The sequence below is a fragment of the Sulfobacillus thermotolerans genome (assembly GCF_039623705.1).
GTDB classification, from domain to species: Bacteria; Bacillota; Sulfobacillia; order Sulfobacillales; family Sulfobacillaceae; genus Sulfobacillus; species Sulfobacillus thermotolerans.
Map to the genome: position 1 here is coordinate 2,645,189 of NZ_CP133983.1, position 22,527 is coordinate 2,667,715.

Below are 22,527 nucleotides of genomic sequence, written 5' to 3' on the forward strand. Positions count from 1 at the left end.
TGGGGTGCGGTTATGCTAAGCGCTCTAAGGGTGGAGAACTTTGGCATTATCCAACAGGCAGAAATTTCCTTGGCCGCGGGGTTTACCGCGGTTACTGGTGAATCTGGGGCAGGAAAGTCGTTGTTATTGACCGCCGTCCCCGCTGTGCTGGGATTGGCGGGAACTGCAGACCACGTCGGGCCCTTTGCCGGAAGTTTTCGCCTTCGTGCGGCTTTCTCGGTAGCCTCTAGCCATCCCTTGTGGACTGCATTGAGACAGTGGGGCATTGAAGAAGATGACGTGTTAATCGTGCAGCGCGATATGTCCCGTGAAGGGCGGTCTATTTATCGTATCCAAGGCCAAATTGTGCCCCGTCAAGCCGTGCGGGATTTGGCCACGGAGCTTATTGACTATAGCGGTCAGCATCATGCGCTGCGACTATTCGAGCCGACGACCTTGTTAACATGGCTCGATCACTATGCACAGCTTAACGATCTTCGTGATGCCGTTGAGGCAGCCTATCAACAATGGCGGACGGCGAAAACCGCTTGGCAGGAATTGTTGCAAGGGTCGGCTAAGGCCGAGGTTATGGCGGAGAAGGCCCAGGAATACGCCAGTTTGAAAGCTTTAGGTCTTTCCGTGGATGAAGAGAGCCAACTGACTAAAGACTTAGGGCGTCTGCGGTCGCGGCAACAGTTACTGGAAGGATCCCAAGCTTTAAGCCAAATTGTTGATGGTGCTGAGGGAACTAGCATCATAGCGCAACTTGACCAAGCACGACGGCAAGTGGAGGGGTTAGTACGGCTAGATCCGTCGGCCGTTACGATGGAAGGACTCATTCAACAAGCCCAAGATGTGATTGACGAGTTGCGTTTGGCCTTGAGTGAGTGGGCCAGTGGTTTGGAGCAAGGACCGGATCGCCTTGAGGAGCTCGAAGCCCGCGCCAATGATTTGGCGCGGGTGAAACGTCGGTATGGCATGACCATTCCCGAAGTGTTGCAGTATATGCAAGCCTTGCATAGAGATCTGCAAGGATGGGAAAATTTGGAGTGGGATTTACGTGTGGCCGAACGGCAAGCAATGGAGGCGGAGGAGGCATACCGGAAGGTGGCCGAAGAACTCTCGCGTATCAGGAAGGAAGCGGCCCTCTCAGTAAGCCGCCGTGTGAGCGATTTGGTGCACGAGATGGAAATGCCTCATGCCGTGGTGACGTTGCGGCTAGAAGCATCCGAACCCAGTGCGACGGGGCTCGACCGGGCAAGTGTTGTATTTGCATCGTCGGCTCAACAAGAATTGCGTTTAGCCACTAAGGTCGCATCGGGCGGGGAGTTGGCGCGCATTGCACTCGCTATGGCGGTGCTTAGTGGAGGCCGCACCGATGTTACCCTTATTTTTGATGAACTCGATGCCGGCCTTGGCGGGGAGAGTGCGGCACAAGTTGGGAGCTTATTGCAGCAATTAGGTAAAGACCACCAAGTTGTAGCGATTAGTCATCAGCCGTCCGTCGCGGCTCGTGCCGCTGATCAGTGGGTAGTGGCACGCACCGCTGAGGATGCGATCGTGCGCGCGCTTGTCAAACGGGTCCAAGGTGTCGAGAGGGAACGAGAGATCGCGCGTATGCTCAGCGGCCAGGTAGATTCCGTGGCCATGGGCCATGCACGCCATCTTTTGGGCGAGGGGGAAGAGGTTGACTAGTTGGTTGGCTCATGGTAACCGCATCCTCATAAGTGCTCTGACAGCAGCGTTAAGCGCGCAGCTGCTCAAATTTGTGTTGTATGCGATAGGACGACGCAAGGCGCAATATGAAAGGCTTTTTGGGGCTGGAGGCATGCCATCGTCACACTCGGCAATGGTTGCGGCACTTGTGTTTTCCATTGCGTTCCGTTATGGTTGGAAATCACCAGATTTCGCGATTAGCAGTGTCTTTGGATTAATCGTCTTATATGATGCGCTCAGTGTTCGCCGTACTGTTGGTTTGCAATCGCGGTATCTTAATCGGTTGGCGCGCTCCGATGATTATCCCGACGGGGATAAATCGTTGCCAGAGTTTGTGGGTCATACCCCAATGGAAGTTATTGCGGGGACGTTATGGGGCTTACTGATTAGCCGCCTTTTTTATTAAATGACTAGGCAAGGAGCGTATGATGAGGGTACTCATTGCAAGCCTACCCATTGGCACAGGCCACGATATTGCCGCGCGTGCGTTAGCTGAGGCGTGTTTGCAACGCGGCATGGCCGTAGAATTTTCTGAGCACTTGGTGGGACGGGCTCGGATTGAAACGGGATTGTATTTTTGGGCCTTAAAATACCTTCCTAAGCAATATGGTGGGGTGTTTCGTTGGGAAGATCGTACGGGTTACCATTGGGAAGGTCATCGCCGCCATTGGATGCAGACGGGAAAGGAAGTCCTGTCGCACGTATATGATATTTATCATCCGGATGTTATTTTGGCCACCCATCCCTTTGCGCTCAATGCCTGGGCCGGGGTCAAAAGCAAAAAGCGACCATTTAAACTGGTGGGCGTTCTTACCGATTTGTCCGTGCACCGTTTCTGGTACGAGCCTATGGCCGATGCCTATACAGTCTGGTTCCCCGAACAAGTCGCAGACTTAACACGATTTGGCGTGGATGCCAACAGAGTTTGGCAGACGGGAATTCCCATTCGCTCGTCGTTTCGGGATCCGGCTTGGGAACTGCCACTTTACGCCAAAGATCCCATTGTGTTGTTAGGGGGAGGCTTAGGCATGGGACCTTATTACCGGATTTTAAGAAAATTATCGGAAATTGATTATCCCGTTGTGGCCGTCTGCGGTCATAATGAGAAGCTCCATTGGCACTTAGATCAAAAAACGTGGCCCGACACCGTCAGCATTGTGGGCTATGTGGAAAAAATGCCCCTATTGTTAAGGCATTCCCGATTGGTCGTGGGAAAACCGGGCGGTGTTACAGCTGCTGAAGTCGCTCAATCACGCGTACCTTGGATTTTAACGCATTGGATTGCGGGCCAGGAAGAGGCCAACCGCGACCGCCTCGTCGGTCACAATATGGCCGTACGTGGTGATAAAGGTCAACTCGCTGCACGAGTCAAAGAACTTCTACCAGAAGACTCTCCTAAACGGCAAGAAATTATTCATGCTCAAGGAAAATGGGCCCGGCCGCATGCGGCGCAAGCCATCGCGTTACGTCTGCAAGAACTCTAAATCGGCCGGGCATTGTCTCGTTGTCCCTTTCCAAATGGCACACGTCGTCTTCACGTTTTCTGGAAAATGGTCCTAAACAATGTAATGTCCTCTAACAATGTCGCTGACTGCGGGTTTTTCTTAAGAAACCGCGGTCAAGTCGTTTTGCGTTGGATGCAAAGACAGGCCTTGGGCATATTACCGGGCATGAAGTGACCGCATTTCCGGGACCTTATAAACGCAAAAGGAACGGGAGGTGAAAGACGTGCGGCAACATTTTTGGACGAAAAGGCGAATTGTGGGATTAATCGCGGCCGGGATTACCGTGGGGATTGGATTATCCAGGCCTGTGCAAAACATGGCGGCGTTACCCGATGCGGTGATGGTTCCTCAAGGTCAAAAAGTTGTCTTGCCTTGGAGCTCATGGCTGTCGTTGTCTTCGGCGTCCGTGGGCCCGGTGAATATCTCGGGTAATGTTGCCCAAGTCAGGGGGATGACGCCGGGCCGATTTCTCTTGCAAACGAAATTGTTTGGATGGCTTCCATGGAGGCAAGTGCCCGTGGAGGTCACGAAGCCAATCTATGAGGTGCCTGGGGGAGAGTCTATGGGGGTATTGGTTAATACCGAAGGGTTGGTGGTGACCCAATATGCCCCTGTGTGGAGTCATGGACGGTTTGAGGATCCGGCCGAACAGGCAGGAATTGATAAGGGGGATGTGATTGTTCAGGTTAATCATCGCCCCGTTTATTCAGATCGAGCCTTAGCGCAAGCCGTGCAACAAGCGGGGCGGCGTCATCAAGCGGTGATGCTAGGAGTTCAAGGCAGTCGGAGTTTTCACCTTCGTTCCGTTCGTGCGCTGTGGTCTTCTCAGCATCATCGGTGGCAAATTGGGATTCTCGTACAAGACGGCGCGAGTGGTGTCGGGACCTTAACGTTTTATAATCCGCATTCTTTGCAATATGCAGCACTGGGACACAGTATTACGGATGGCTTAACGCGTTCCCCTGTCGAAGTGCATAGTGGTCGTGTAACGGGCGCTGATATTGTCGGGATTATCGCTGGGACTGCCAATGCTCCGGGACAAAAAATTGGTGTTCTGACAGGGGGGCAAGATATTCAAGGGAATGTTCGCCATAACGGAATATTTGGGATTACGGGGACGTTATGGCACCGACCTTACGGCCCGGCTAAGCCTTTGCCTGTAGCGTTGCCCGATCAAGTCACACCGGGTCCAGCACATATTATCACGGTATTGCATGGACAACGCACCCATGCCTATGCGGTGCGCATTTTGAAAACGTATCCCCAATGGGCACCCCATACCAAGGGGTTGTTGTTTGAGGTGGATGATCCGCGGTTGTTAAGTCAAACGGGGGGAGTTATTCAGGGAATGAGTGGCAGCCCTATTATTCAAAACGGTCGCATTGTAGGAGCAGTCACTCATGTGTTAGTGAGCCGTCCTAGCTTGGGTTATGGGTGTTATGCGTATTGGATGGTCAAACAAAAATCTTTGACATAACCGATCTTTAGCAGGAAATATGGCGGGCGATCACGAATTCGTTCGTCATATTTCCCTAAACGGAAGCGCTGAGAGGTGGTGGGATCCATGGTTGATCATCCGCGAGCAGCCCTTTTTTTATGGCTTTTTTTTAGCGTTATCTTAGGCATTTTATGGATTATGAGTCAGTATGCACGGTCTTTGTGGCTGAAAACCAAAACCACGTATCTCCGTTTGGCGTGGATGCAAGAACAGGGATTGGTGTCGAAAAACAGAGAAATATGGAAGAATGAGAATGAAAAAGAGACTTCGCAAGACGGCAAAGATCAGGCAAAATCATAGAAGAACGGTCTGTGGCAAATATCGAGTGCAAATGCGGGAGGATGGGAAATGGCAATAAAGGTTTTGATTGCAGATGACAATCGTGATTTTTGCGAATTGCTCCAGAACGCTATTGACAAACAAGATGGGCTGGAAGTCGTTGGAGTGGCGAATCATGGGGTGGAAGTGCTTGACATATTGAGTCAACGCCCGGTAGACGTGATTGTTCTAGATATTATTATGCCTCATTTGGACGGAATAGGTGTGATGGAGCGGCTATCCGAAATGAATATGCCCAATCCGCCCCGCGTGATTATCCTCACGGCTTTTGGTCAAGAGACGATGACCCAACGAGCCTTAGAGTTAGGCGCAGATTATTACATCTTAAAACCTTTCAACCTCAAAGTACTTGCGGAGCGGGTTAAGCAGCTTGGCGGGGCCTCGACAGCAGAACGTAAGGCGCCGGCGGCAAGTAGTGGCAAGGTGACGGTAGCACCTGTAAAGAATTTGGATGTCGAAGTTACGAATGTTATCCACGAAATTGGAATTCCCGCCCATATTAAAGGCTATTTATACCTCCGTGAAGCGATTGTCATGGTGATTGATCGCGTTGATTTACTGTCCGGAGTGACGAAGGAGTTGTATCCAGCCATTGCGCAGACGTATAAGACGACACCTTCCCGGGTGGAGCGCGCTATTCGTCATGCCATTGAGGTGGCGTGGTCTCGGGGTAATGTCGATGTCATCAACGGGATTTTCGGCCACACTGTGAATCGTGATCGCGGGAAACCCACCAATTCGGAATTTATTGCGATGGTTGCTGACAAATTGAGAATGCAGATTAAAGCCAGCTAGGCCCCCATTTTTGGGGGCTTTTTTCTTGTCACACGGCTAGCCGGTTCCGAGTATATTTTCGGTATCCGGGTAGTTTACCATTGAGAAGGTTTGTGACATGATGAGGAACGGAGTGCGAACAGACCTCCATAGGACAGAAAGGAAGTGACTCCCGCGCTGGCGGGTTAACGATGAACATATTTGAGGCGATGGAGCAGTACGGACATGAAGAGCTTGTGTTTTGGTATGATCAAGCGGCGGGGCTGAAGGCCATTGTGGCTATCCATGATACGACTTTGGGTCCTGCACTGGGCGGCTTGCGCATGTGGCCATACGACTCCGAAGATGACGCGATTACCGACGTCATGCGATTATCTCGCGGCATGACCTACAAGAATGCGGCGATGGGATTGGACCTCGGTGGAGGTAAGTCTGTTATATGGGCTGACTCGCGGCACGATAAAACCGAAGCACGATTGCGTTCATTTGGCCGGCTGATTCAAAGTCTTGGAGGCCGCTATATTACGGCGGAAGATGTTGGTGTCAACGCGGACGACATGGCGGTTGTGGCACGGGAAACCGAGTTTGTCGGCGGATTAAAGGAAACAAGTGGGGATCCCTCCCCAGCAACAGCTTTGGGTGTGCTAGAAGGCATGAAAGCGGCCATGATGTTGGCGTTTGGCAGTGCAGACTTTCATGGTCGTCGGATTGCGATTCAAGGGCTCGGTCACGTCGGGACGTTGTTGGGCGAAATGTTGAAGAATGAGGGTGCTACGCTCATTGTCACAGACATTCATGAAGACGAGGGCCGGGTTGTGGCGGACCGATTAGGCGCGCAATGGGTGGCTCCGGATGCTATCTATGGGGTTGACGCGGATGTCTTTGCTCCTTGTGCGTTGGGTGCTATCATCAACGATCGCACGATTGATCAGTTTAAATGCCGAGTTATTGCTGGATCGGCCAACAATCAGCTCCAAGAACCGCGCCATGGCTTAGAGTTGATGAAACGTGGGATCGTGTATGTTCCGGATTATGTTATTAACGGGGGTGGAGTGGTGAATGTTGCCGACGAATTCCACCGTGATGGTTATAATCAAGAGCGAGCCTATGCGCGGGTTCGCGGGATAGGCAAGCAGGTCCAAGAAATCTTGCAACATGCCCAACAAGCCCAAATCCCTACCCAGGAAGCCGCCGACCAAGTGGCGGAAGCTCGGATTCATATTTTGGGGAGGGTAGATTCGACTTATATTCCGGAATAACAAAAATAGAGGAATTTGCAAAGAGGATATCGAATGTTATGATGTCCTCTTTTTCATAATGCAAAAAATACCAGTCTAATAAAGGAGTTTCCGCCCGAATGAGTCAAGAATTTGACCATGTACCTGTCGCTGAGCTTGAGGCCTTGATTAAACGTCTGCCTACCGTTTTGCGTTCGCATGTTGCCGTTAACGAATGGGGAGCCATTGAAGAAATTCACGTGTTAACGACGTTGGATCGTTCGCCCAAGCAGATCGTACGTGATGTGGAAAGTGCCTTGTTGGCTCAGTGGGGCCTACGCGTAGACCATAAAAAAGTTTCTGTCGCGCAGATTATGGATGACCGGGCGACGCGGCCCTTAGCCCGGCTTACGGTAGTAGAATTTCGGATTGATTTGGATACGGTGCATCAAAATGCCCAGGGATATGTGCGGTTGCAGCCAGCGGATGATACGACGACGGATTTTGAGGGTCGTTGGCACGGACGCTATGTACCTAGTCAGTATCACAATATTATGGCCTGGGCGACAGTTGACGCTGTGAATCAAATTCCCGAACTGGCGCAGCCAGTGGTATTAACAGAATTGCGAACGTTTCAGATGGCAGGGCGCACCATTGTAGCCGTTGCGCTCAGTTATGTGACGAATAAACGCAAAGAAGAAGTCTTAATTGGCGCAGCTCCGGAACGTGGCGACGGGCAGGGAGCGGCAGTTCGGGCTGTTCTCGACGCGGTCAATCGCCGGTTAGGTCAAATCGAGAGACCTGTGCCGAAAAAAGTATTAGGAAGCTCGGAAGAGTTGGATGAGCGAAAGGATGAAGAGTAGTGTCAGGAGATAAATGGATTGAAATCCCCCACACCCAGCGTAGCGCGCGAGCCCGGGTGTCTAAGCCTCAGGTGCCTTCGAAACCCGAGCCTAGCAAAGCTGCGAGTACTCCGGGAAGCCGTACCAGCTATGTGCAAGACGCTTTTTATCAGCATCTCATTACAGGACGGATTCCGGTTGAAGTCACATTTTTAGACGGCACGACACTGGTTGGGACGATAGATGGGTTTGATACCTATGCCATCCTCGTGGTGTCTGGTGATGAAGAGGTGCTATTATTTAAATCGGCGATTCGTGCGATTCGTCGCTACGTGGGAGCTTTTGACGGTGATCCAACGCTGTAAGATAGTTGGTGACGGGTAACGCGGGTAGCCATAATTGGCGCCAATCCTTGAATTCTTGTATTGTTCCGTAAAACAGAAGTTTCTGGACTTTATACATTATCTATACCTCCTCTTGCTAAAAGGATAGTCTAATATAAGGAGGTTTATACCTTGGAAGAACGGTCAGGAATGCCACGGTGGATCTATCGAGGCCGTACGTTGTCTGTGAGGGTGGATCCCGTCAGGGTCGGCCGCTTAGATACCACGCGTGAAGTGGTCGTCCGCGTTCCTGCCGTGGCGGTCATTGCTGAAACTCAAGAGGGCGCGGTGGTTGTCATTAAACAATATCGTTGGGCGGTACAGGATTTTCTTTGGGAGTTGCCCGCTGGTAAAGTTGACCCCGGAGAAAGCGCTTTGGAGGCCGCTCAACGGGAGCTCCGGGAAGAAACGGGGTACCGTGCAAAGTCATGGGAGTTTGTCGCAGACATTTATCCGTCTCCTGGGTATACCGATGAAAAACTTTCTCTCTATTTTGCAACGGATCTGAGCCTTGGGGCGCCTGCTTTAGAGGCTGATGAAGAGATTAGCACGGAACTTTGGACCCGACGCCAAGTCATCGAGTTTTTTAACCGCTCCACACCGCTGAATGGCATTGCCTATGCAGGGTTGCAGTGGTGGGTAAATCGTTCGGGCCATTAACGGGTCGTCTTAGGGTGTGAAGGCCGTGCTGACCAAAAGGGGGCATTCGGCAGTGGAGTCCTTGCCACACATCAAACAAATTCATCAAAGTTTGTTGGACGCCAAGCACCATGATGGAGGTCTTCTCAAGCGTTTCGGCGCGTGGCTGCGCCAAGAACGCGAGCAGCACGGTCTGACCGCAACGGAATTGGCTCGGCGCATTGGTGTATCGCAAGTCCTCATTACTCGGGTTGAGCATGCGAATGCGGTGCTTAGTGAGGATAAACTGTCCAAAGTTTTTGAAGTGTTGCAGTTAGGGGCCAACGCTTGGCATCAGTTTATGGAAAGTGGTCAAGAACCCACGTTGCAAGAATTGGCTCAGTTTCTTCATGCCCAACTACAGGCGGCGCGTGTCGGTTGTCCTAGTCTGATTGGTGAATTTGGGCAACATGTTCGCTATCATCGCTGCGAAAGACATTGGACCGAAGGAGAGTTGGCGTTGCGTGTGGGTGTCACCAAACAAACCATTTGTGGCGTAGAGCAAGGTAGAATGGTCCCCAGTGCAGCGCTGATTGGACATTTAGCAGAAGAGTTAGACTTGTCATTACGACAATGGCATATGCCGTCGGACAGCTCAACGAGCACGGATTTAATTGCACAAGCGTTAAATCGCCTATGGGGCGGGTTATCGGATGGTGACAAAATGCTGTTATTAGGCATGACGGAACGTTTAAGCGGCACACGGCCACTGTGGGAACCGAAGCGAGATAGTTGGGATGTTCCGTCGCCGCTTCCCGATCTTATGGGTCTCGATTCCTAAGTGAATGCATAGGCTGTATGAGGAGGGACAGCCTATGCATTCTGAGGCACCAACCAGCATCCTAGAAGATTATTTGGCGCAGTATCTTACGCCCGTATATATTGCTGTTGCCACGATGGCGGTCGGGATATTATTTGGTGTTTTGGCCGTGGGTACGTTAACTCCAGCGGACAAATTATCACTGGTTGGTTATCTTCGGCATTTTATCGATATTCAGACGTCGACGCCTACGTATCATGGGGTCTTTCGCCAAGCGTTGACGGCGAATCTCAAATTGTTGGGTTTGTTGTACCTGTTAGGGGTATCCGTCGCAGGCATGCCTTTGGTCATGGTGGCTCTTTTTTTTCGAGGCTTCGTGCTGGGGTTTTCTGCCGCTTTTGTTTTGATGTCTTTTCACTGGCAAGGTGCCGGATTGGCTGCTATCACCATGGGCTTGCAAAATGTTTTTATTGTTCCCGCCATCGTTATCGTAGGAGGAGTCGCCTTAGGATTTTCGTGGCAGTTGATTTCCACAAAAGGACGAGCGGCTCGCAGCACATTGTCTCAACGGTTTGCGGCATTTACGACGTTAGTGGTGGCCATGAGCTTTGTCGTGTTGGTGGGAACAGCGCTAGAGGCCTATGCGGCTCCTTTCTTAATGCATCTATTGAGTGGATGGGGCATTTAGACAAGGATGTTAATGGAGAAACAATGCTGGCCTGAAAAGGCTGGTTTTTTGTTGGTCACTGACTTTGAATCGAAACACTTCTCAGGCTTGTGCGCGTATGCTATTGTGCGGGGAGACCCAGTGAGTGCGCTGCGGTTGGATAAAAATACAATCGCCTTAGGAGAGGTAAATATGACGAATTTATATGTCGCATGGTTGACCATTGTCGACGAGGCTTTGAATCAAAAGAATCGTCCAGCGCATTTAGCGTACCTAGGTAATCTCTTCCGAGAGGGTCGTGTTGCTTGGGGCGGGCCCTTTGGTGATCGTTCAGGGGGGATGGTCGTGTACCGGGCAAGTTCATTGGAGGATGCCGTAACCATGGCAGAAGCCGACCCCGCTGTCTCATCTGGTGCGCGTACGGTTGTTGTAAAGCAATGGGAATTGTTAGACTTAGAGAAGTTTTAACCATCAGCGTTGGTGGGAGGCTGGCCATAAGAGATGTGGCTGTCTCCCTATGCTTTCTACTCTTTCTATTAAAGGGGCGACGTATGCTTCAGGCGTTTGAGTGGCACGCTGCCTATGAGGATCCCTGCTAAAATGATAGCAACCCCTATCCAACGCCAAATGCTTACCGTTTCGTTCAACCACACCGCGGACAGTATGACCGCCACGGGTAGCTCCGACGATGCTAACATCCCGGTCAGGGCAGGAGGCAATTGGGGCGCGCTAATATACGTAAACAGAAGGGGAATGGCTTGACTAAACAGGCCCATCAAGCTTCCCCAGACCCATGTCGAGGGGTCTATGGCCCACTGGAGATTGTGCCAGGGCTGATAGGCAATGGAGATAAGAAGGAGTCCAGACGCGAGGGATATTTCAGATCGGTACCAGGGAGAAATTGCGGCGTTTATACGCCCTGAGAGAAGCAAAGTGAGCGCATACAGCAAGGCGGAAGCCAATCCTAACGCAAAGCCTTCTAAGGGTAGGCTTCCGCGGACTATCCCGCCCGCCAAGAATGTGCCAGCGAGAACGGCTGCAATTCCGTAACGTTGGCACCGAGTGGGCCAGTGATGATGCAAAAGCCCTGATAGCAGTGGGAGCATCCAGGTAAATTGAAAAAGCAGTACAATACCGATGGATCCCGGAAGAAATGTCAAACTGCGGTAGTAAGTTAACGATACGCCAGCCCCTAATGCGCCAATCGCAATCATCGTGAGATGGTCTTGCCACCGCGGGATGACCTTGGATGACGTCATGGTCTTTCCAAAATGAAAAATAATAAGGCTGACAGGGTATTGGGCGAGGGTAAGCCATGCGACAGGAACGTCATGGACAATCCCTAGTTTAGCTAGGGGCGTGACGAGCCCGTAAGAGATTCCGGCCATCAGCATTAAAATAATATACAAGGGCATTCCGAACGGGTCTCCTTGGCAGTGTGCGTAACGGGTTTTCGAGAACCCTAACATTCAGTGCAATCATCTTTGCTGTATTGTATCAGGCTTGTCAACGGGGATGAAGCTTTGACCCCTTTTAACGTGCTGTGGCTCTCCGATTCCTTGTTATAATGGAAGGGAATACGAAAGGACGGGAGCGGACAATGGACGGATTAGAACGGGGGCGAGTCCTGTGGACCCCCTCACCTAACCAAATAGAAAAAGCAAAAGTCACGCAATTCGAAGAATGGTTGAGGGTGCACAAAAATCTCACCTTTTCTCAATACCAAGATTTATGGCAATGGTCCGTCGACCATTTGGAGGAGTTTTGGGCAGCGGTCTGGGAGTATTTCGGCGTGTTATCCAAGACCCCTTTTTCAAAAATTCTGAAGGGCACGCAAATGCCCGATATCCAGTGGTTTCCCGGTGCTTACTTGAATTACGCCGAACATAGTTTAAGGCGCCAAGGCGAAGAGCCAGCGATTTTCTATGAAGCGGAAAATGGTGACCAGCTGACGTGGTCGTGGGATCAATTGCGCACTGAGGTCAGCCGCATTCGCGGTGCCCTAAAGGCTATGGATGTGAGGGTAGGCGACCGCGTTGCCGGTTACTTGCCGAACATTCCCCAGACGGTGGCCGCTTTTCTGGCATGCGCGAGTTTAGGAGCGATCTGGTCGAGCTGTTCGCCGGATTTTGGTTCCCAAGCTGTTTTAGATCGCTTTCAGCAAATTGAGCCGAAAATCCTTTTTGCCGTGGATGGATATCGCTATAACGGAAAGGTCCATGACCGGCGTGCGGTGGTGCGCGCCTTGCAGACGGGATTGCCTACGGTTACCCATACGATTATGGTGCGGCAGACTTTTCGCGACCAATCCTTAGACCATGGTTTGGAGGATTATGATCTGCTGGAGTCGTCCGAACCATTGGATTTTGAAGCCGTTGAGGCCAGCCATCCGCTGTGGATTCTTTACTCTTCGGGGACGACAGGATTGCCAAAGCCCATCGTGCAAGGCCATGGAGGGATCTTACTCACGCATTTGGCGGCATTGACCTTTCATCTAGACCTTGGACCCGAAGATCGATTTATGTGGTTTACCACGACAGGATGGATGATGTGGAATATTGTGGTTTCCGGGTTGTTAGTCGGGGCTAGCATTGTTCTGTATGATGGGAATCCGGCGTATCCCCAGGTTGGAAGATTATGGCAGATAGCTTCCGAGAAACGCATAACGTTTTTAGGTACGAGCGCCGCCTATATTGGTTTGTGCCAAAAACAAGAGGTCGATGTTCGGTCCTTAGACTTATCCATGCTGAGAGCCGTTGGTTCAACCGGGTCTCCTCTGACGCCTGAGATGTTTGAATGGGTTTATCAAAAAGTCTCGACAGACCTGTGGTTAACCTCGCTCAGTGGAGGAACCGACATCTGCAGTGCGGTGGTGGGTGGGGTGCCGACATTGCCAGTGCGCAGTGGGGAAATCCAGTGTCGCTATTTAGGGGCCCAAGTCGAAGCGTTTGATGAAGAGGGGCATGCGGTTTATAACGCGGTTGGCGAACTGGTGATAACCCAGCCGCTGCCGTCCATGCCCTTGTTCCTTTGGGGCGATGATGCCGCAAAAACGCGTTACCGTGCCAGTTATTTTGACATGTTTGCAGGTGTTTGGCGCCATGGTGATTGGATATTGGTGCATGACGATGGTAGCGTGGTTATTTACGGTCGTTCTGACGCGACGATAAATCGGGGCGGTATCCGCATGGGCACCAGTGAGTTTTATCGCGTGGTAGAGGATGATGACAGGATCTTAGATAGCCTGGTCGTGGACTTGTCAGCCATGGGGATCGCGAAGGGCTTGATATTAATGGTTGTCGTGCGCCCTGGCGAGCAAGCCAACGAGTCGTTAGCTGGTGAGATCACGCGACGTTTGCGCGATGCGTTGTCTCCGCGCCATGTGCCGGACCGAATCTTCTTTGTGCCTGCCATTCCTAAAACGCTTAATGGCAAGAAAATGGAGATTCCTGTTAAGAAGCTGTTGTTGGGCGCTGAGCCCCAAGTAGCATTTAATCCAGGGGCCATGGAGAATCCGTCGATCATCACGTACCTGGTCGAACAAGTCCGGCCGCAGATTGGATAATTTAAGAATTGCCGGGAATGGCTGCATAGAGTGATAGACAAATGGCAAAGATACCCTGCGATAACAAGAGGTCCTAAGTGGCACAAGATTTGACGCCAATTTTCGAGCCGTTTTGTGATAGACTGGCGGAAGTGAAGTGCTGCGTCTACTGGCTTATCGTAAGGAGTGATTGGCACAAATGTCAGCGAAGCAATATCAATTCATCCCCCCTTCACGGTCGATAAAGTGGTTGGGTGTCATTGCGACTATTGGGATGTATATCGTGAACATGGTCGGATTTTTGGACACGCAGACCGGATCGGCATTGGGATGTGGGCCAGATTGGCCACTATGTAATGGACAAGTCATCCCGAATCTACGTAACATTCATGTGCTGATCGAGTTTGGCCACCGCGTACTCGTAGGGGGATTTGCTCTGATCGCGACAATTTTTATGATCTGGGCGCTGGTGCGGTATGGAAAGTGGATCGAGGTTAAAGTTTTTGCGTTAGTGGGAATTGGATTCATCGTCGTTCAATCGGCACTCGGGGCGCTTGCAGTGGTGTTTGTGAATCCACCACCTGTGCTGGCTTTACATCTTGGTTTCGGGTTGTTGGCCATGGTGGGAGTTGGGTTGCTGACGGTATTTCTCTTTCAATTGGATGCCCAAATAAAAGGGCGCAAGGCGGGTATTGCTTTTCGGCACCACACATCGTCAGCGACAAAGAAATGGGTTTGGGGTACGTGGATTTATACCTATTTGGCGATCTATTGGGGTTCATATGTGGCATTTCGTGGAGCGGGAGAAGCCTGCCCGTCATGGCCGTTGTGTAATGGAAAAGTTTTCCCAGGATTTTCTGGATTGGTGGGACTGGATTTTATTCACCGGTTAGCAGCGGTAGCAGCGGTAGGCTTGGCGCCGGCAAAATAGCCATGACGCTCATCGTCGAAGTGCTGGATAGCGCGCCAAAAGCCGATCCACCCCTCTTGGATAACGTCCTCAGGCTCGGCTCCGGGTAGGAAATAACGACTGGCTGTAGCTTTTATTAATGAGGCGTAGCGACTCATGAGCTGGGCGATAGCTTCTTCTTGGCCATCTTTAGCGCGGGCGATTAACCAAAACTCATCATGATGTTCGTCTTTATGCTGAACCGAAATCCGGATCTCCTCCCTAATCGTGCTGTGCGAAGATCTCCTTTGGTGATTATACCGTCCAATGGATGGCGCTTAAACTGTGGTTTTTCGGGTTCTGGGAGAAATGCGGCGCGCATTCAAGCTGATCGTCGGATTTTCGAGCATCTTCTCGTTTTACGACGTGCTATGATAGACGGAGTAAACAACGAAAGCCTTGAGGCGCAGGGGGATAGGAATGTGGTTCAAAATGGTGTGCAGTATATCATTCGCTTAATCATGCAACGAGATGGTTTGCCATTTCGGCACGTGGTCGAACTTGTCGACGATTTAGGTGGAGACATCATCGCATGGGACTTAGTTCGAGCGGAAGACCAAAAAACGATCCGTGATTTGACTGTGTTGATGCCGACAGCGGCACAGCTAAAAGGTCTCACTGAACAGTTATCCCAGCTAGAGGGTGTCGCGGTAGAGAATGTCTCAGACCGTACATTTTTAATGCATTTGGGTGGAAAAATTGAGATCAAGCCACGTGTGCAAATCAAGACGCGCGCTGATTTGTCACATGTCTATACGCCCGGTGTGGCGCGTGTGGTTGAAGCCATCGCCGAAGATCCCAGTAAAGCGTTTCAGTTGACAATGAAGCGCAACACGGTGGCCATTGTGACAGACGGTTCGGCCATTTTGGGCCTGGGTAATTTGGGCCCGAAAGCCGCTTTGCCCGTCATGGAAGGAAAATCGGTGCTCTTTAAGTGGCTGGGGAACGTCGATGCCGTGCCCATTTGCTTGGACACGACCGATACGGATGCCATTGTGGAGACAGTTGTGCGCATTGCTCCCGCCTTTGGGGGGATCAACCTTGAAGACATCTCTGCTCCGCGGTGTTTTGAAATTGAACGGCGATTGCAGGAACGCTTGGACATTCCGGTCTTTCATGACGACCAGCACGGAACGGCTACGGTTATTTTAGCGGGTTTGATCAATGCTGCGAAGGTTGTTAATAAACCTTTGACGTCGATGCGGGTTGTGATTGCGGGGATTGGCGCGGCGGGTACAGCGACCACGGAATTGCTGTTACATATGGGGGTGAAGGATATTGTAGGGTACGACAAGGAAGGCGCAATTGTTGCCGGCCAGTCGTATCCCAATCATCCTCAATGGCAAGAATATGCGCGCAAAACCAATCCCCATAAACGCACGGGGACCTTGCGGGAACTCTTGCGGGGTGCCGATGTGTTTATTGGGGTGTCGGCGGGAAATTTGCTGACTCCGGATGATATTAAAGAAATGGCGCGCGATGCTATTTTATTTGTGATGGCTAATCCCACGCCAGAGATTCAACCCGAGGTGGCCCAAGCGTATGCTCGGGTGGTCGCTACGGGACGCTCAGATTACCCCAATCAGATTAATAATGTGCTATGTTTTCCTGGCCTGTTTCGGGGTGTTTTAGATTCTCGGGCGCGAACTGTGACCATGGGAATGAAGGTTGCGGCGGCCGAAGCGTTAGCCGCGGTGGTAAAACCGGAAGAACTGGGACCCGAATATATTATTCCCAGCGTGTTCAACCGCAACGTGGTGGACAAAATTGCCGAAGCAGTCAGTTTAGCAGCTGAAAAGGATAATGTGGCGCGGCGTTCGTCAGGAGCTCGCATCTAAGCGCTTGATTTTTAGAGAACGGTGAAAAGCGTGCCGGAAACCGTCAGCCTTTTTCTCCATGAGATGGCTGTAATCAGCATCTTCTAAATGCCGGACTGTAATCACGACATTTTTATCAGAGCACGTGACCTGTTCAATGGTCACCAATTGTTGGTGGGCGCGGTCAAGGCCGTCGGCGATTCGGAGAATTGATACAAGGGGTCCAAGGCCTGGAATGCTTGCCAGGTATTGGGCCTTTTTGTTCGTTAAGGGTTTGCGGTGAAAATACGCGAGGTCGCTCACCCACTGGCGGCTTATAGGCCGCCACGATTGGGTCTCATACGTATAGGTTAGGATCCACCGGCTATGTCGATGGTGCTTGGGTTTGGCAATGAAATACCCGATATCGTGCAAAAGCGCTGCCGTTTCAAGATAGTCTCGCCATGGTTCCGTAGGCGGCAAGTCTAGGCATGTTTGTAGATGGTCAAATAGCGTCAACGACAATTGGGCGACGTGTATCGCGTGCGGCACGCCAACTGCATAACGTTTCATCAGGGCTTCCGTATGCTCTAAGATGGCAATCCCTCACTTTCGGCTTCAATGCGGTGGATGATGCGAGCCATCTGATCCAAATTTTTAATGTCCTCGACCACATGCCAGGGCAGTTGTTGCCGCAACGGGGCTAAGAGGGTTTGGATCTGTTCTTGAAACGCGATAAATCCGGAGAGTTGACTTCGACCTCCTACAGATTCCAATGGGTCTAACGCTTCGGCCCCCGCGAGCTTTCGCCGCGCAGCGGTTAACGGGGTAGCAGCAGGTTCTATGACCAGATCGGGTTGTAAAGCAAACCCGAGGCTGGTCGTCACCCAATTTTTATCGAGACCTTGAGCGGTAGCTCGGGCGTAAAGACTAATCCAAGACCTGTCAGAAATGACGATATATCCCGCCCGCAGATGCGGCAAAATGACTTCATGCATCACGATGGCAAGAAAACTGGCATAGAGCAAATGGCGGCTAGTGTCCCCAACGCGTCGATCATGTTTATTCAGGGTATTTTGAGTCTGTGACTTTTTACTGGGAAAAGGTCCTGTTACCACAGAGGGGTAGCCATGGGACTGCAATTGGCGATGGAGTTCATTAGCCAAGGTGGTACGTCCCGAACCGTCTAAACCATCCACCCCAACATATAAGCCCGGGTAATATGTGTCAACATATGGCCATTGAGGTGCTACAGTGCGTACCGGTCTACCCATGTTTAAAAATCTCCTTTTTTAATTGAGGTGATAGACGACGTGGTGTCATCGGCTGGGGCTTGAAAGAAATCAGACTGTTGCCAATAGGATTCGAGAATAGGCCGCAACCACTGTCGTAACACTTTCTGTTGATCGGTAATCGATAAGGTGGCATCAAACAATTGAAGAATACCTTGGTCCGCCAAGGCGAGATATGCTTGCCGCATTTTTTCTTGGAACCACAAAAAGCTGGCCCATCTATCATGCAACCCGCTAATATCTTGGCCGCTCTCGTAATATTTCAATTCGCGGGCGGCGTGTTTGATGCGTGAAATGGCCACATCAGGAGGGGCCGAAAAATAAATCGCCAAGTCGGGCTCGCGAACACCTTGGTACAGGGATTGGACCCAAGGCAAGTCAAGCCCTCGAACGGTATCACGGACCCATGCCGTATAGACCCAGCGGTCCGCTAGGACCACATAGCCGGCCTCAAGACGGGGAAGGATGAGGCGATGATATCGGTCATAAAAGTCGCTCGCGTGGAGGAGACTGAACGCTGCAGGACTTAACCACTCTTTCTTTTTGACATGGCGCATGATGGGTTTGATAAAGGATGAACTATTCCAAGCGGTACGGTAAACGGGGATGCCTTGAGCAGTCAGCCAACTATCTAGGAGGCTCATTGCTGTGCTTTTTCCTGACCCATCGGTACCTTCCGCGACAATTAAGTGGCCGCGAAAGGCATTGTGATCCATTGTCAACGTGCTGTCACTCCTACCTCAATGTTTTGTCTTGTTTTCTTACCGTCGTGCCGTATTTCAAGGTCTTTCACTTCGGTTCCCTCTTAAGCGGTCTTCCTTTGCCGTTATCACGTGAGCAAACCCTATCATGTCTCTCAGGGTCTAGGTCCGGCCAATCCTTCGTTCCGCTTGACGTGCGGTATGGAAGACGTGGGAGCCGGAATTAATTACAGGGTCATTCACTGAGTGAAAGCCCAAGAGGAGTGACACGACTTCCCACGCCTGAGACAGAACCGAAGCCGATCCATCTTTACGTGGCGGCGCGGAGCAAAGCCGCTGTCCGGGCCAATTCCACGGCGCGGGGAGTCCATCCTAATATCGATTGCACAGCCTGTCCCAATTCGGCCACCCGTTCTTGAAGATGCATGGCCAAATGCAAGGGCCATTCATTGCGCAATGCTACGGTCAAGGCGCTATTCAAGGCGATTGATGAAAAAACGGGCGCCGGCTCGGATCCCAAATAATCTAAGAGTAGACCATTGCGGAGTCCAAATCCACTGATGGTTAACTGATCCGTTTGAGTGATTTGGAGCAAGGCCAAAATAATAGCGATTCCTGGAACAATAATATCAACGCGGTCTTTGGGGATATGCGCCACTTTTCTTCTTTGATCGGGAGTCATGGTGGCAATGTTATTTAACCATGTTTCAATCACTACCGTCGGCACCGAGAAGTGATGCACTTGCCTCAGAGGATAATCCATCTCTTCTTGGAGTGCTCGGGCTAGAACCCGGGCACTTCCCCCTAAAGCGATGCCCTGTAAGGGCATTCGGGGCAACCATTTGGCAGATGCGAATTGCTGGTGAATCCAGCCTTGGAGATCTTTATACACCGGAAAACGAGAGGCGAGGGACACGGCGCCAAATGGAAACGATTCTTGATGGACCAGTCTCCCCTCATTGAACGTTACAACTTCGGTGCTTCCACCTCCGACATCCACGGTCCAGCCTTGTGTTAAGCAAATGCTAGACTGAACCGCTCGGAAACCAATTTGGGCTTCATCTTCTCCCGATAGCACGACGACTTCTAAGCCTGTTTGACGTTGAATCTCTTGGATCACTTGTTGTTGATTTGCCAGATTACGCAACGAGGCGGTAGCTCGCACGATGATGGGGTCGGCGTGATAGGATTGGGCAATGTCCCGGAAATACTGTAAGGATTGCACGAGGCGCGAAAAACCATCCAGCGTGAGGAAGCCATCTGCATCTTTAGCTAAAGCCAGCCGTGGCGTGGCTTTTTGCTCATCAATAATTGCGGCCAGGTTTGGCCCAAAGCGCCGAACAACCATAAGACGCACAGAATTTGAACCAATGTCGATAATGGCGAGTAAAGATTCGTCGATGGCTAAAGCCCCCCATCATGGATAGCATACTGACCTATATTATAAGCGAAAGAGGCGCAGGACTTGCACATATGAGCCGTTACCCCCTTAAATTTTGGAGACGGCTGGATAACGCAGGGCGGTGACATGGTTATCCAAAAGGGTAGCCCAATGCCTGATATCGACCCTTAGGCTCTTCCCGTGAGCAATGGGATATAATAAGCAAGCAACGGTAGGAAAGGCAGGAGACGATACATGAATCATAGGCAGCAACAGTATATCGACATGCTCAAAGAAGCAGCCCCTTATTCGAAAAAGACCATATGGTGGTTTCGGGCGGCGGGCCTTATTACTCTGGTGGTATTGGGTGGCGGATATTGGGCATTGTTTATGACCATTGGGGGGCGTCTGTCTTTGTGGATGGTGATGGTAGCGGAACTGGTGGGGGTTGCAGTGATGGTGGCGGCTCTTGCAGCCTCTTTACGTAGTCGCCGACAGGATATCGAGCGTTACCGGGCATCACAAATGCAAGGAGGGGAATGAGACCCCTAGGGTGTCCCTACCGTGGACAATAAAAAATCCTAGGGCAGCAATGATGCCCACCCACAGCACTAACCCTACTAGTTCATGGGTCCAGTGATGATGAGAGGCGGGGCGACGGCTTGGAATAACAGAATCACGAGACTCTTCGGGCATCGACATATGGGAGGGAACATGGCGACGGTTTCGCTTGTACCGCAATCCGGTAACGAGAAAACTTCCTGTGACGATCCCACTTAGATACCACGCCCATTGAGGAACGAAGACCGACCAGATGAGAGGGGAGTTCCAGTGGCCCGTTTGCCATTCATGCAATACGCCTAAAGCCTCGGCTTGTTTATGGAGTTGAGCTTTTTCCTGAGCCACTTGTTGTAGCTGTTGGTGTAAACTTGAGAGCAGGGTATGCGCATGAGAGACGGTCGTTAGCATTCCAGCAAAATACGATGCCGCCATTAATGCGACTACAGCTAAAGATAGTAATACCCACCATGGCCAATACCATTGGGGCCATGAGATTCTCAGCCCCTTCGGTGTCGCCTCTTTTTGCGGTGCTTCGGTCAACGCGCGGCTGCCGGGTTCTATTTCAGACATCATCCTAACCTCCTCGTGGCCCACTGTTCATTTGACCGGTAACATCATACACTGTTCAACCCCATTCGTGGTGATTCGCCTTGTGTTAATTATATCCATTTGTCGTGGGCGGGAAACCATGGCTGCTTCTTTGTTATCTACTGGGCTTGACGCAAACGTCGGACTATTGCATATTTAATGGAACCCACGGCGCTTGGACTCGAACTCATTATGATGTCATATGGGAAGATTGATAATCGATGATGGATATCTTTTTAACTAACGAAAGGACGAATTCCTATGAGCCTTGTTGATAACCCAAGTACTGTGGCGTCTCGGTATCGGGACGCCATTATCACCAAACGTCTGCCGGTTGGGGCCACCATCGTGTTAGATCGAGAAGCGAAAGAATTAGGTATTTCGCTTAAGGTTTTAAAGCAAGCCATGCGGATACTAACGACAATGGGATTGGTATCCTGGCCGACTTCCGACACGGTTCAAGTGAGGGCTTTAACGACGCAGACGTTACAGGACTTGGAATATAGTCTGACCCGTCGGCGTTTGTAACGGTGTGTAATTGCGACAATTAGGACGACTGCCCGACGAGAAGGTTGCCTAACGTGTACCAAGGCAGCCTTCTCGTCGGGCGATTTATTGCAAGAATCCCTGGTATGTCAATCGTGCGGTGCCAACGGCTTCTTGACCGGGAATGCGTTGATCTTGGGAAGCAATGCGTTTAAAAGCCTGACGGGCGCGGCGTAGGCGCGACTTGACGGCGCTTAGGGGAATATCTAATGCCGAGGCCATTTCCTTTAGAGGCATGTTTTCGAGATCGCGCATAATAATGAGCATCCGTTGTGTCGGAGAAAGTTGGCCCAAAGCATGATGTACCAGCGCGCTTTGAAACCTCTTCTCACAATGGAGGTCGGGGTCTTCGGAGCTAGGGATTCGCATCTCGGAGTTGATGTAAAGCAGGGAGTCGCGAACCCGTTTTCGGGACGTGTCAATAAGGTAATTGATGGCCAGCCGGTAGAGCCATGTACTAAATTGTGCATCGTGTCGATATTGCGGTATGTGCTTCATGACACGCATCCAAATTTCTGATACGGCATCCTCTGCCTCATCGGCATTGCCCAGCATCCGCTGGGCCAGCCGGTACAGTTGCCCTTGGTGTCGGTCAAAGAGCTCTCCCAGGGCATTGGTAGTGCCCTGGCGATATTGTTGAATGAGTTCCCAATCGGTCATGTAAGGGGCCTCCATCATCAGTGCCTGAAACTTTACGTTACTATACATTCTATAATATCCAGCGGCAACAGTACAATCTTCGCATATTCTTCATTTCACGAGCTTGAGGATTAAAAAGAAACTTTTTAGCACAAGATGAGAGGGTATCTTT

At 51.1% G+C, this 22,527-nt stretch carries 26 protein-coding genes; 18 read left to right on the forward strand and 8 right to left on the reverse strand.

Features of this window, described 5'->3' with window-relative positions; genetic code table 11:
* Positions 1 to 12: 12 nt before the first annotated feature.
* The 13 genes from ORD20_RS13790 to ORD20_RS13850 all read left to right on the forward strand — a co-directional run bounded on the left by ORD20_RS13790 (position 13) and on the right by ORD20_RS13850 (position 10,826).
* Positions 13 to 1,674 carry a DNA repair protein RecN gene (locus tag ORD20_RS13790; RefSeq protein ID WP_158246238.1) on the forward strand — a complete coding sequence of 554 codons (1,662 nt, stop codon included), beginning with the start codon at positions 13 to 15 and terminating at the stop codon, positions 1,672 to 1,674.
* Entirely contained in the window at positions 1,667 to 2,101 is a 435-nt protein-coding gene (locus ORD20_RS13795) for a divergent PAP2 family protein (RefSeq protein WP_242968454.1), read from the forward strand. Before ORD20_RS13790 ends, ORD20_RS13795 begins: the two co-directional genes overlap by 8 nt.
* A gap of 19 nt (positions 2,102 to 2,120) precedes the next feature.
* On the forward strand, positions 2,121 to 3,179 hold the full coding sequence (locus tag ORD20_RS13800; protein WP_242968463.1) for an MGDG synthase family glycosyltransferase: 1,059 nt from the start codon (positions 2,121 to 2,123) through the stop codon (positions 3,177 to 3,179).
* Positions 3,180 to 3,423: 244 nt separating this feature from the next.
* The gene (spoIVB, locus tag ORD20_RS13805) at positions 3,424 to 4,677 is read left to right on the forward strand and encodes a SpoIVB peptidase (RefSeq protein ID WP_242968471.1); all 1,254 of its coding nucleotides are present in this window, start codon (positions 3,424 to 3,426) and stop codon (positions 4,675 to 4,677) included.
* Between the two features lie 87 nt (positions 4,678 to 4,764).
* Positions 4,765 to 4,998 carry a hypothetical protein gene (locus ORD20_RS13810; protein ID WP_103375289.1) on the forward strand — a complete coding sequence of 78 codons (234 nt, stop codon included), beginning with the start codon at positions 4,765 to 4,767 and terminating at the stop codon, positions 4,996 to 4,998.
* Between the two features lie 48 nt (positions 4,999 to 5,046).
* Positions 5,047 to 5,832 carry a sporulation transcription factor Spo0A gene (spo0A, locus tag ORD20_RS13815; protein WP_103375290.1) on the forward strand — a complete coding sequence of 262 codons (786 nt, stop codon included), beginning with the start codon at positions 5,047 to 5,049 and terminating at the stop codon, positions 5,830 to 5,832.
* 170 nt (positions 5,833 to 6,002) lie between these two features.
* Positions 6,003 to 7,070: a Glu/Leu/Phe/Val dehydrogenase dimerization domain-containing protein gene (locus tag ORD20_RS13820; RefSeq protein ID WP_103375291.1), complete on the forward strand. Its 1,068-nt coding sequence runs from the start codon at positions 6,003 to 6,005 to the stop codon at positions 7,068 to 7,070.
* Between the two features lie 98 nt (positions 7,071 to 7,168).
* Positions 7,169 to 7,891, forward strand: coding sequence for a hypothetical protein (locus ORD20_RS13825; RefSeq protein WP_103375292.1), 723 nt, complete (start codon positions 7,169 to 7,171; stop codon positions 7,889 to 7,891).
* Entirely contained in the window at positions 7,891 to 8,235 is a 345-nt protein-coding gene (locus ORD20_RS13830; protein ID WP_103375293.1) for an RNA chaperone Hfq, read from the forward strand. The genes ORD20_RS13825 and ORD20_RS13830 overlap by 1 nt, the downstream gene beginning before the upstream one ends.
* 150 nt (positions 8,236 to 8,385) lie before the next feature.
* Positions 8,386 to 8,913: an NUDIX hydrolase gene (locus ORD20_RS13835; RefSeq protein ID WP_242968472.1), complete on the forward strand. Its 528-nt coding sequence runs from the start codon at positions 8,386 to 8,388 to the stop codon at positions 8,911 to 8,913.
* Positions 8,914 to 8,965: 52 nt separating this feature from the next.
* Positions 8,966 to 9,712, forward strand: coding sequence for a helix-turn-helix domain-containing protein (locus ORD20_RS13840; RefSeq protein WP_158246239.1), 747 nt, complete (start codon positions 8,966 to 8,968; stop codon positions 9,710 to 9,712).
* 34 nt (positions 9,713 to 9,746) lie between these two features.
* A complete protein-coding gene (gene spoIIM, locus ORD20_RS13845; protein ID WP_103375295.1) occupies positions 9,747 to 10,379 on the forward strand; it encodes a stage II sporulation protein M in 633 nt (210 codons plus the stop codon).
* 171 nt (positions 10,380 to 10,550) lie between these two features.
* Positions 10,551 to 10,826 carry a YciI family protein gene (locus tag ORD20_RS13850; RefSeq protein WP_103375515.1) on the forward strand — a complete coding sequence of 92 codons (276 nt, stop codon included), beginning with the start codon at positions 10,551 to 10,553 and terminating at the stop codon, positions 10,824 to 10,826.
* Between the two features lie 68 nt (positions 10,827 to 10,894).
* Here the strand turns inward: ORD20_RS13850 and ORD20_RS13855 are convergent, their stop codons facing one another.
* On the reverse strand, positions 10,895 to 11,773 hold the full coding sequence (locus tag ORD20_RS13855) for a DMT family transporter (protein WP_158246240.1): 879 nt from the start codon (positions 11,771 to 11,773) through the stop codon (positions 10,895 to 10,897).
* 185 nt (positions 11,774 to 11,958) lie between these two features.
* On the opposite strand from ORD20_RS13855, the gene ORD20_RS13860 reads away from it, so the two are divergent.
* Together ORD20_RS13860 and ORD20_RS13865 are read left to right on the forward strand one after the other, a co-directional pair.
* Positions 11,959 to 13,923, forward strand: a complete 1,965-nt coding sequence (locus ORD20_RS13860) for an acetoacetate--CoA ligase (protein WP_103375297.1) — start codon at positions 11,959 to 11,961, stop codon at positions 13,921 to 13,923.
* A 178-nt stretch (positions 13,924 to 14,101) separates the two neighbouring features.
* Positions 14,102 to 14,833, forward strand: coding sequence for a COX15/CtaA family protein (locus tag ORD20_RS13865; protein WP_430626272.1), 732 nt, complete (start codon positions 14,102 to 14,104; stop codon positions 14,831 to 14,833).
* Here the strand turns inward: ORD20_RS13865 and ORD20_RS13870 are convergent.
* Positions 14,785 to 15,120 (reverse strand): sigma factor, encoded by a 336-nt coding sequence (locus ORD20_RS13870; protein ID WP_430626726.1) that lies wholly within the window; start codon positions 15,118 to 15,120, stop codon positions 14,785 to 14,787. The two genes, ORD20_RS13865 and ORD20_RS13870, sit on opposite strands and share 49 nt — an antisense overlap.
* A 153-nt stretch (positions 15,121 to 15,273) precedes the next feature.
* Between ORD20_RS13870 and ORD20_RS13875 the strand changes: the two genes are divergently transcribed.
* The gene (locus ORD20_RS13875) at positions 15,274 to 16,689 is read left to right on the forward strand and encodes an NAD-dependent malic enzyme (protein ID WP_242968474.1); all 1,416 of its coding nucleotides are present in this window, start codon (positions 15,274 to 15,276) and stop codon (positions 16,687 to 16,689) included.
* Here the strand turns inward: ORD20_RS13875 and ORD20_RS13880 are convergent.
* The 4 genes from ORD20_RS13880 to ORD20_RS13895 all read right to left on the reverse strand — a co-directional run bounded on the left by ORD20_RS13880 (position 16,672) and on the right by ORD20_RS13895 (position 19,988).
* Positions 16,672 to 17,220, reverse strand: a complete 549-nt coding sequence (locus tag ORD20_RS13880; protein ID WP_103375300.1) for an HD domain-containing protein — start codon at positions 17,218 to 17,220, stop codon at positions 16,672 to 16,674. The genes ORD20_RS13875 and ORD20_RS13880 overlap by 18 nt on opposite strands.
* Positions 17,221 to 17,237: 17 nt before the next feature.
* Positions 17,238 to 17,921, reverse strand: coding sequence for a dTMP kinase (locus ORD20_RS13885; protein ID WP_103375301.1), 684 nt, complete (start codon positions 17,919 to 17,921; stop codon positions 17,238 to 17,240).
* Between the two features lie 2 nt (positions 17,922 to 17,923).
* Positions 17,924 to 18,655, reverse strand: coding sequence for a dTMP kinase (locus tag ORD20_RS13890; protein ID WP_103375302.1), 732 nt, complete (start codon positions 18,653 to 18,655; stop codon positions 17,924 to 17,926).
* Between the two features lie 295 nt (positions 18,656 to 18,950).
* Positions 18,951 to 19,988, reverse strand: a complete 1,038-nt coding sequence (locus ORD20_RS13895; protein WP_430626727.1) for a hypothetical protein — start codon at positions 19,986 to 19,988, stop codon at positions 18,951 to 18,953.
* 288 nt (positions 19,989 to 20,276) lie between these two features.
* Between ORD20_RS13895 and ORD20_RS13900 the strand changes: the two genes are divergently transcribed.
* On the forward strand, positions 20,277 to 20,564 hold the full coding sequence (locus ORD20_RS13900; RefSeq protein ID WP_103375305.1) for a hypothetical protein: 288 nt from the start codon (positions 20,277 to 20,279) through the stop codon (positions 20,562 to 20,564).
* Here the strand turns inward: ORD20_RS13900 and ORD20_RS13905 are convergent.
* On the reverse strand, positions 20,541 to 21,155 hold the full coding sequence (locus ORD20_RS13905) for a hypothetical protein (RefSeq protein WP_146039026.1): 615 nt from the start codon (positions 21,153 to 21,155) through the stop codon (positions 20,541 to 20,543). The genes ORD20_RS13900 and ORD20_RS13905 overlap by 24 nt on opposite strands.
* Positions 21,156 to 21,431: 276 nt before the next feature.
* Between ORD20_RS13905 and ORD20_RS13910 the strand changes: the two genes are divergently transcribed.
* Entirely contained in the window at positions 21,432 to 21,698 is a 267-nt protein-coding gene (locus ORD20_RS13910; protein ID WP_103375307.1) for a GntR family transcriptional regulator, read from the forward strand.
* Between the two features lie 84 nt (positions 21,699 to 21,782).
* Here ORD20_RS13910 and ORD20_RS13915 read toward each other — a convergent pair whose 3' ends face one another.
* A complete protein-coding gene (locus ORD20_RS13915; protein ID WP_158246241.1) occupies positions 21,783 to 22,376 on the reverse strand; it encodes an RNA polymerase sigma factor in 594 nt (197 codons plus the stop codon).
* Positions 22,377 to 22,527 lie beyond the last annotated feature (151 nt).